A 7,721-nucleotide genomic window follows, 5' to 3' on the forward strand; every position below is an offset into this window, starting at 1 on the left:
ATTTTCAATGTTGTCGAAGTCCAACCTTCACAGTGTATCTGAACCTTACTCCTCTCTTTTGTTCTTTCTGATTAATGCTTCTAAAATAATAGTTTGTAAACTTAAGCAGTGTATAATTCATTGCTTCCGATTTTCCTCACGGAAAATCCTCGCAACTTTACTATCTTAGTTTCTTAACACGAAAATCCTAGCGGATTTTCACGCAACGAAACTATACACAAACCGTTGTAGCACATTAAAGAAGACATGGCAAAATATGAGAAAAACAATAATTTACGGGTCACTTTTGTCCATCTTGATATTTTTTTCAATCTCATTTTTGACTGTACTTTTTCAAATCAACTCTCCCCTACACCGACTGACCGATAAATACGATTTAAAAATCGGTTTCCCATTTACATATTACCATGAATTCATGGTAGACTGCCCTATTCCAAATTCAGGTTGGACAATCGACAACCTGTTTTGGGATTGTTTACTAACATGGATTGTAGTAACCAGTATTTTTATGACAATCAGAATAAAAAATAAAATAATTCACTAAGACAATATGAAAATATAAAAACAAAAATTGTATGAATAATAAGGATACATACCCTGAAAATGACCTAATATTATTCTTTTTAGGTCCCTTGTTTTTAATATTGATTAAGTTGACTGGCAAATACAATTTTAATTATCGAACACATTACAATCCCAAAGAGAAGGATAAAACCTTGGGAAGAAAACTAACCCTAATGGTTTTAGGAACTATATTTTATGTAGTTGTCTTTATTCTATTTTCCGAGTATAGATCAAAATAAAAACAAAAAAACGTGCTACAACACCATGTATAATTCATTGCTTCCGATTTTCCTCGCGGAAAATCCTCGCAACTTTACTATCTTAGTTTCTTAACACGAAAATCCTACGGATTTTCACGCAACGAAACTATACACAAACCGTTGTGCACAAGCTCGGAAAATCTAACTAAATGAAAAATTACTTCTTTTTAATTTTAATCTTAATTGCTATTTCAAGTTGCAAAAACAAAACGACTGATTCGAAATTAAGCACAACCGAAATCAAATCTCAAGAAAAGCAATTTGAACAACCAGATATTGTTAGTGTAGAGTCTAAAAAACCTGAAGACAAAATAACATCTGACTGTTTACACCCTGAATATTTTGATTTTAAAAACCACAAAGAATACTGTATAACTGACACAATAAATCTTGACTTAAACGGAAACGGAATAATCGAAAAAATATATTTTGATAATAAAAGCTGTCCTAAACTAATAATCGAAGAAAAAGGTCAAGACTTAATTTCAATTGGTTGTGGAATAGAGAAATATAAAGGATTCCCTAATGCTATTGGCTGGGTAGATTTATGGTGTATAGTTTCGGACAAAGAAACTTTTGAAATTTTAGTAGAAGACGGAGAATTAATTGGTGATAAAACCGTGACTTTGGAAAGACCAAGTTTATATGTTGGAAAAGAAGAAGCTGGTGGTGGAATCATAACATATAAAAATGGAGAATTATATTGGATACATCAATCTGACTAAAAGCCAGTGCACAACAATGTATAACCGCAATTACGGCGGATTCGACTACATCCGAATCCACTCGGAATTGCTAACGACAGTGCTAAACCAAAATTAAAGTATATTTAATCCGATAACTGACGGTTATACGGACCGTTGTATGCAAGCGCTTAACTAAAAATGACTAAAAGAAAAGTTTTAGCCTATATACTAACAATTGTGTTAGCTCTTGGATTAGCAGTTTTAATCTACTATCTGATTTCACTCAAAAGATTTTATGATGTAAGAGAATCTCTCAATAAGAATTCTTTTGACTTTGTAATTTCAGACGACTTACAAAAAGATAAAATAGATGTTTACTGGTCAACTGATTATAAACATTTGAAAAAAATTATTTCAAGCGGTCAGCAAACTGGTTTGAAATACAAAGAATATGGAAAAAACACTTTCATTGTAACTTATGATCAAGACACAGTTGGTAGATTTGGATATTTTAAGCTTAATAACTGGCATGGTCATCAGCACATTGTAAAATTGACAAAAACTGACCATTCAATTATTGAATTTAAAGTTGAGATTTATGGACCTGATGCAAAAAATAAAATAAAATAAAGCCTGCATACAACACCGTGTATAATTCATTGCTTCTGATTTTCCTCACGGAAAATCCTCGCAATTTTGCTACCTTAGTTTCTTAACCCGAAAATCCTAGCGGATTTTCACGCAACGAAACTATACACAAACCGTTGGCACACATTCACAATATCAGGAAAACAAGATTAATTTCGTTGGCTAACGTGTAAATTTTGTGGAATTTTATAAACTAAAAATTTGACGTTAGTCAGAATTAAAAATGATAACAGAAATACTCGAAAAACTTGGACTAAAAAAGAAAAAGCCTACTGACAAATATTCGGTTGACGAAAATTATCATGAAGTTTTAGAGTATGAATTCATGCCGACTTTTGACAAAGAAACTGACGATTACATGATTCGGTTTTCAACAGCCAAGAATACGGATTATTTGCTTGGAAAATTATTAATGACAATTGACAGACTTGGATTCGAATCTGGCGGTGCAATTGAGATGATTGATGAAATTTGGATAATTTGTAAATCAACAAATGGGAAAATAACCATTACTCGTGACATTTGGGATTTTGTATTCATAATGGCTAGAAACAATAATACGGACTTAGAAAAGATTGAAGCTGAGTTGAATAATTCAGTGGATTTTCAAAAAATAAAAATTGAAAAATAAAAACGTGTGCCAACACCGTGTATAATTCATTGCTTCAGATTTTCCTCACGGAAAATCCTCGCAACTTTACTATCTTAGTTTCTTAACCCGAAAATCCTAGCGGATTTTCCCGCAACGAAACTATACACAAACCGTTGTATGCCATTTGAGAAAAACTGAACTGAATGAATAAAATATTGACCTTACTAATACTTCTAACATCAATTAATTTGTCTGCGCAAAAAATTGACTACTCATTCCCTGAAGGTTACGAAAAAGAAATATCTGAAAAGGATTATAAATATTTAGTAGATGAATCTGTTAAAGTTATTTCTAAAAATTATAAAATTTCTTCAATAAAAGAGGGAGTTATTGAGTTAGAGAAAGGACAGGATTACTCGATATTAAATCTTCATAACTTGATTTTAAAGTGTGCTGAATTGGATAAAAAAGATTGGAGTGAATTAATTACTTCGCATTTCAACAGTATGCATGAGTCAATGGAAAAACAAAAGCAACTTGACCCAAATAAGTTTGAGACTTTAGTGGACTATTTTAGTATTAGAATTTATCAAGAGAGCTTTGTAAATCAAAATGGTGGAACTGAAAATCTTATATCTAAAAAACATTTAAATGGAACTGTCTCACTTCTAATGCTTGATTTACCATCAGTCTTCACACCCATTCAAAAAGATATGTTTGACTTATGGAATAAAACTGTTGATGAAGTTTTTGAAATAGCGCAAAGTAATGTAAACAAACAAGAGTTTACTAAAATGACTGAATCAATTGACGTTAATGACAAAAAAATTGAAGTCAATTTTATAGAAAATGAAGATTATGGAGCAAGTCTTGCTCTTGATTTAAAAAACAACGCGCCTGAATTTATTGGAGAATGGGGTTCAGTTGTTGCTATACCAAACAAAGGAATTGTTAATCTCTGTAAGATTTCGAAAGAAAAACCTATTGATTTTATTCTGTTCATTCAAAGGTTTAAACCTGTAGTTGAACAATTCTATAACCAACATCCCCAACCAATTTCAAATGATTTCTATTGGTATTACAATGGTAATTTTACTAAAATTAATGTAATTGACAAAAATGGGGAAATAAACGTGATTTCGCCTATGGAATTAACTGAATTAATGACTGAAAAAAATTAAAAACAGCATACAACAACGGCTATAAGCAATTGGGGCAAAAGTGATAAATCGAAATTATGAACATAAAACAAAGGTCGGTCTTAACCGAATAGCTGGAGCTTAAAATCCCCAACTGCCATAGCCCAACCGTTGTAATGCATTAAAAAAAATAATTGGGAAAGAAAAAAAAGCCAAAATACTCCATAAAGCAGATTACTGTCTTTTCAGTTGTTATTACTGGCCTTTTAATAGCCGGAAATTTTGCTGATAAGAAAAAAGGGGAGAGTAAATTGGAAGAAATTAAAAAAGGTAACTTCAAAGTTTACGGAATTGTGGAAAAGCTAAAACCGAATTCCCGCAGAGGTAAAGGTCTTGTGAACAGAAAAGATGTTCTCTACCTATATTATGAAAAAAATGATACCATTTTTCACTTAATTGAGGATTTGCCTAATGGACAAATTGAAAAGCTTGCAATTAAAATAAATGACTGTTTCCCTATCAAAATAGCTGAATCCGACAAAAATATTTATGAAATTGATTTTAATAAAAAAATAGACTCTTTAATTGATAAGAACGATTTTAAAAACCAAATTTATCAAACTGATATCCATAAAAATATAATAGAATAAAAACGCATTACAACACCATGTATAATTCATTGCTTCCGATTTTCCTATCGGAAAATCCTCGCAACTTTGCTATCTTAGTTTCTTAACACGAAAATCCTAGCGGATTTTCACGCAACGAAACTATACACAAACCGTTACCTGCAAGCTGAAAAAGTATGAAAAAATTCGAACGAGACAACTTGAAGAATAAACAGAACTACTTTAAGGCTTTAATCATAGTAGAAATATTAGTTATTATCTCTTTATTCTATTTCAACGTAAATCTATTTCTATCAATTTTATCGACATCAATTTTACTCATTGACATATACTCAAATAAAAGATGCTTAAATAGACAAAAGAACTTTATAAAAAGTGTAGAATTTAAAGACCGTAAAATAATTTGTACTCACCTAAAAAACAACCAAACTATAATCCCCTTTGAAAAATTAAAATTCTCCATCAGAGAAAAGAAATTTGAAAAAGATAAAACCGAAATTGAAATTAAGTTAAAGAAATCATTGAAAAGCAAATTAATTGGAAGACTCCATATTAATAATTGGTCGAATGTATTTGACCTAAAAAATGAATTTCTTAAAAACTCAATAACACAAATAAAATATAGACCTGAGGGATTTTGGTCTAAATATGGTTTACTGACAGCTGATATTGTAATTACAGGAACTGCTTTGGCTGGTTCAACACTTTCCGAAATAAGCGGAGATTTAGGCACCTCAAATAATCTTGACAGTATTTTCATGCCCCTTTCTCAAATACAAGAAGATATTAATACTAATAATAAAAAAGCCAGCAGGTAACATCGTGTATAATTCATTGCTTCCGATTTTCCTCTCGGAAAATCCTCGCAACTTTGCTATCTTAGTTTCTTAACCCGAAAATCCTGCGGATTTTCACGCAACGAAACTATACACAAACCGTTACCAAACAGTTGAAAACCAAACAATGAAACAACTTCTAATTTTAGTTTTAATATTTTCAATTCTATCAAGTTGCGACCAAAAAAAGTCGGACAAAATCCAATCTAAACTTGAACAGAAAACTGTATTAGAAACGGTAAAAGCAAAAAGGCAAATCGATACAATTAATAATTATTGGGCTTTAATTCTCGACACTATTTCAAGCAAAAAAGAATTTAAAATTTTGGACTTAAAACATACTCTTGAAATAAAAACTTATAGTTTAAACGATAGTTCAATTGTTAGGAATTTATCTCAAAAAGGAGAACAAGTCTATTTAGACCATTCTCATAAAATGGTAACTGATTTAAAACTCTTGACCGACTCAATTGTTAACAAAAAACAAATCAACAAAACTAACTTTGAAAAAAAACTGATTCCTGAATTTTACGCCGAATGCAATCTTTTCTCAACAGAAATTGACAGTATTGTGGGAACCAATATTTATCTGACTTCGGACTTAGCTGTTCCTGATACTGACAATCAATGGAGAGTTTGGTATTCGATTAAAATAAATAATAACCGACTTGGTAAATTGGAAATAAAAGAAACTGATTATGTCGGATTATAAAAACCGTTTGGTAACAACGTATAACCGCAATTACGGCGGATTCGACCACGTCCGAATCCACTCGGAATTGCTAACGACAGTGCTAAACCGAAAAACAAAGTAAACCAAACCGATAACCGACGGTTATACGAACCGTTACAAAACATTTAATGCAACACCTTCCAATACTACTCTTAACTTTATCAACATTATTTTGTTTCTCTCAAAAACAATATGAATTTGATTATTTAATTGAATATAAATTAACTTTTTACAAAGATTCACTAACTGAGAAAACTATATCGAGGTACTACTTTACAAACTCAAAAAAGAACAACTATTTGGCTGTAATTACAAACTTAGACAGTTTAAATTATCAAATGGATTTTAAAGACCAAAATGGATTATCATTTAATGTTAATTTTTTAAAATCTGACTTAAACAAAGCTGAATTTATTAATGTTGATTGCGACTATGTCAGGGGCTACAACTATCCTTTTAAAACTCTTATTAAGGAATATGATTTTTTCAACCTTAATGATACAATAATTGATGGAACTGAATATAGCAGGTATAAATTGACCTCTATAAAACCTAAAAAACGAAAAAGAAAAAAACTCGGAACAGAGATTTATATAATTGATAAGAATACTAAATTTCACTTACCCATTTTTTACTTTCCAACTGCTTATGAAAAATGGAAAAATAAAAAGAATGTTCCTTTTGGAATTTTTAAGGAAAGGCTTCTATATGATTTTTACGGCAATTTAAGTGTTAGAGAAGAAATGGTAGGTTATCACAATATAAGCAAAACAATAATTATTGACGAAAATTGTGACTATACTCAAAATAAATAAAAACGTTTTGTAACACCGTGTATAATTCATTGCTTCCGATTTTCCTCACGGAAAATCCTCGCAACTTTACTATCTTAGTTTCTTAACTCGAAAATCCTGCGGATTTTCACGCAACGAAACTATACACAAACCGTTGTGCGTAATTATTTTAATGCTACTAAAATTAAAAGAACATATAAAACTATTAGCCGAAAAATACAATCATAAATTGACTTATGATAAGTTTAAAATTATAGTTTTTAGCGACAAAAATTATGTTGAAATAAATGAATTAAATCAAAAAAGTGTTGAAATAACATACAACTATTCAACAGGTAAGGAAAAAACGATTCTTAAAAATTCCGATATATACGATTTACTGATAGAAATATTGACCAGATTTGAACTTAATATTATCCGTTCCAAAAACTGTGAATTACTGAATATTTCTCATTTCATTGAGGAAGAAGGAAAAGTAGCAAATAAAAGATTAGCAGAACTAAAATCGGAAATAAAAAATGGTCAAGTTATTTATCGAAACCTTGGAGGAAATAGAATTGAAGCCGAATATTATAAAGGTATTTTAATTTTAAAAGATGACCTAATGAATTATAAGTCCAATGTAATTGAATTTAAATAAATACGCACAACACCGTGTATAATTCATTGCTTACGATTTTCCTCGCAACTTTATTATCTTAGTTTCTTATCACGAAAATCCTGCGGATTTTCACGCAACGAAACTATACACAAACCGTTGTAGCACATTACCATTATCACGAAAAAGAGATTAATGTCTTTGGCCAGCGAGTAAGTTTTGAGGAATTTTATAAACTAAAA

9 protein-coding genes are annotated in these 7,721 nt (G+C 30.5%); all 9 read left to right on the forward strand.

Annotation, left to right across the window (positions count from 1 at the left end; genetic code table 11):
- Positions 1-973 precede the first annotated feature (973 nt).
- The 9 genes from ZA05_RS00500 to ZA05_RS00540 all read left to right on the forward strand — a co-directional run bounded on the left by ZA05_RS00500 (position 974) and on the right by ZA05_RS00540 (position 7,521).
- Positions 974-1,549, forward strand: coding sequence for a hypothetical protein (locus ZA05_RS00500; protein ID WP_053989909.1), 576 nt, complete (start codon positions 974-976; stop codon positions 1,547-1,549).
- A 159-nt stretch (positions 1,550-1,708) separates the two neighbouring features.
- Positions 1,709-2,140 carry a hypothetical protein gene (locus ZA05_RS00505; protein ID WP_053989910.1) on the forward strand — a complete coding sequence of 144 codons (432 nt, stop codon included), beginning with the start codon at positions 1,709-1,711 and terminating at the stop codon, positions 2,138-2,140.
- A gap of 241 nt (positions 2,141-2,381) precedes the next feature.
- Complete coding sequence (locus tag ZA05_RS00510) at positions 2,382-2,789, forward strand: hypothetical protein (protein WP_053989911.1); 408 nt, start codon at positions 2,382-2,384, stop codon at positions 2,787-2,789.
- Positions 2,790-2,953: 164 nt separating this feature from the next.
- A complete protein-coding gene (locus ZA05_RS00515; protein WP_053989912.1) occupies positions 2,954-3,931 on the forward strand; it encodes a DUF1444 family protein in 978 nt (325 codons plus the stop codon).
- Between the two features lie 152 nt (positions 3,932-4,083).
- Positions 4,084-4,539, forward strand: a complete 456-nt coding sequence (locus ZA05_RS00520; RefSeq protein WP_053989913.1) for a hypothetical protein — start codon at positions 4,084-4,086, stop codon at positions 4,537-4,539.
- Between the two features lie 155 nt (positions 4,540-4,694).
- Positions 4,695-5,336: a hypothetical protein gene (locus ZA05_RS00525; RefSeq protein ID WP_053989914.1), complete on the forward strand. Its 642-nt coding sequence runs from the start codon at positions 4,695-4,697 to the stop codon at positions 5,334-5,336.
- A gap of 145 nt (positions 5,337-5,481) precedes the next feature.
- Entirely contained in the window at positions 5,482-6,066 is a 585-nt protein-coding gene (locus ZA05_RS00530; RefSeq protein ID WP_053989915.1) for a hypothetical protein, read from the forward strand.
- 149 nt (positions 6,067-6,215) lie between these two features.
- Positions 6,216-6,902 (forward strand): hypothetical protein, encoded by a 687-nt coding sequence (locus ZA05_RS00535; RefSeq protein ID WP_053989916.1) that lies wholly within the window; start codon positions 6,216-6,218, stop codon positions 6,900-6,902.
- A 151-nt stretch (positions 6,903-7,053) separates the two neighbouring features.
- Positions 7,054-7,521: a hypothetical protein gene (locus ZA05_RS00540; RefSeq protein ID WP_053989917.1), complete on the forward strand. Its 468-nt coding sequence runs from the start codon at positions 7,054-7,056 to the stop codon at positions 7,519-7,521.
- Positions 7,522-7,721 lie beyond the last annotated feature (200 nt).

Source organism: Mangrovimonas sp. TPBH4 (genome assembly GCF_001280505.1).
Lineage (GTDB): Bacteria > Bacteroidota > Bacteroidia > Flavobacteriales > Flavobacteriaceae > Mangrovimonas_A.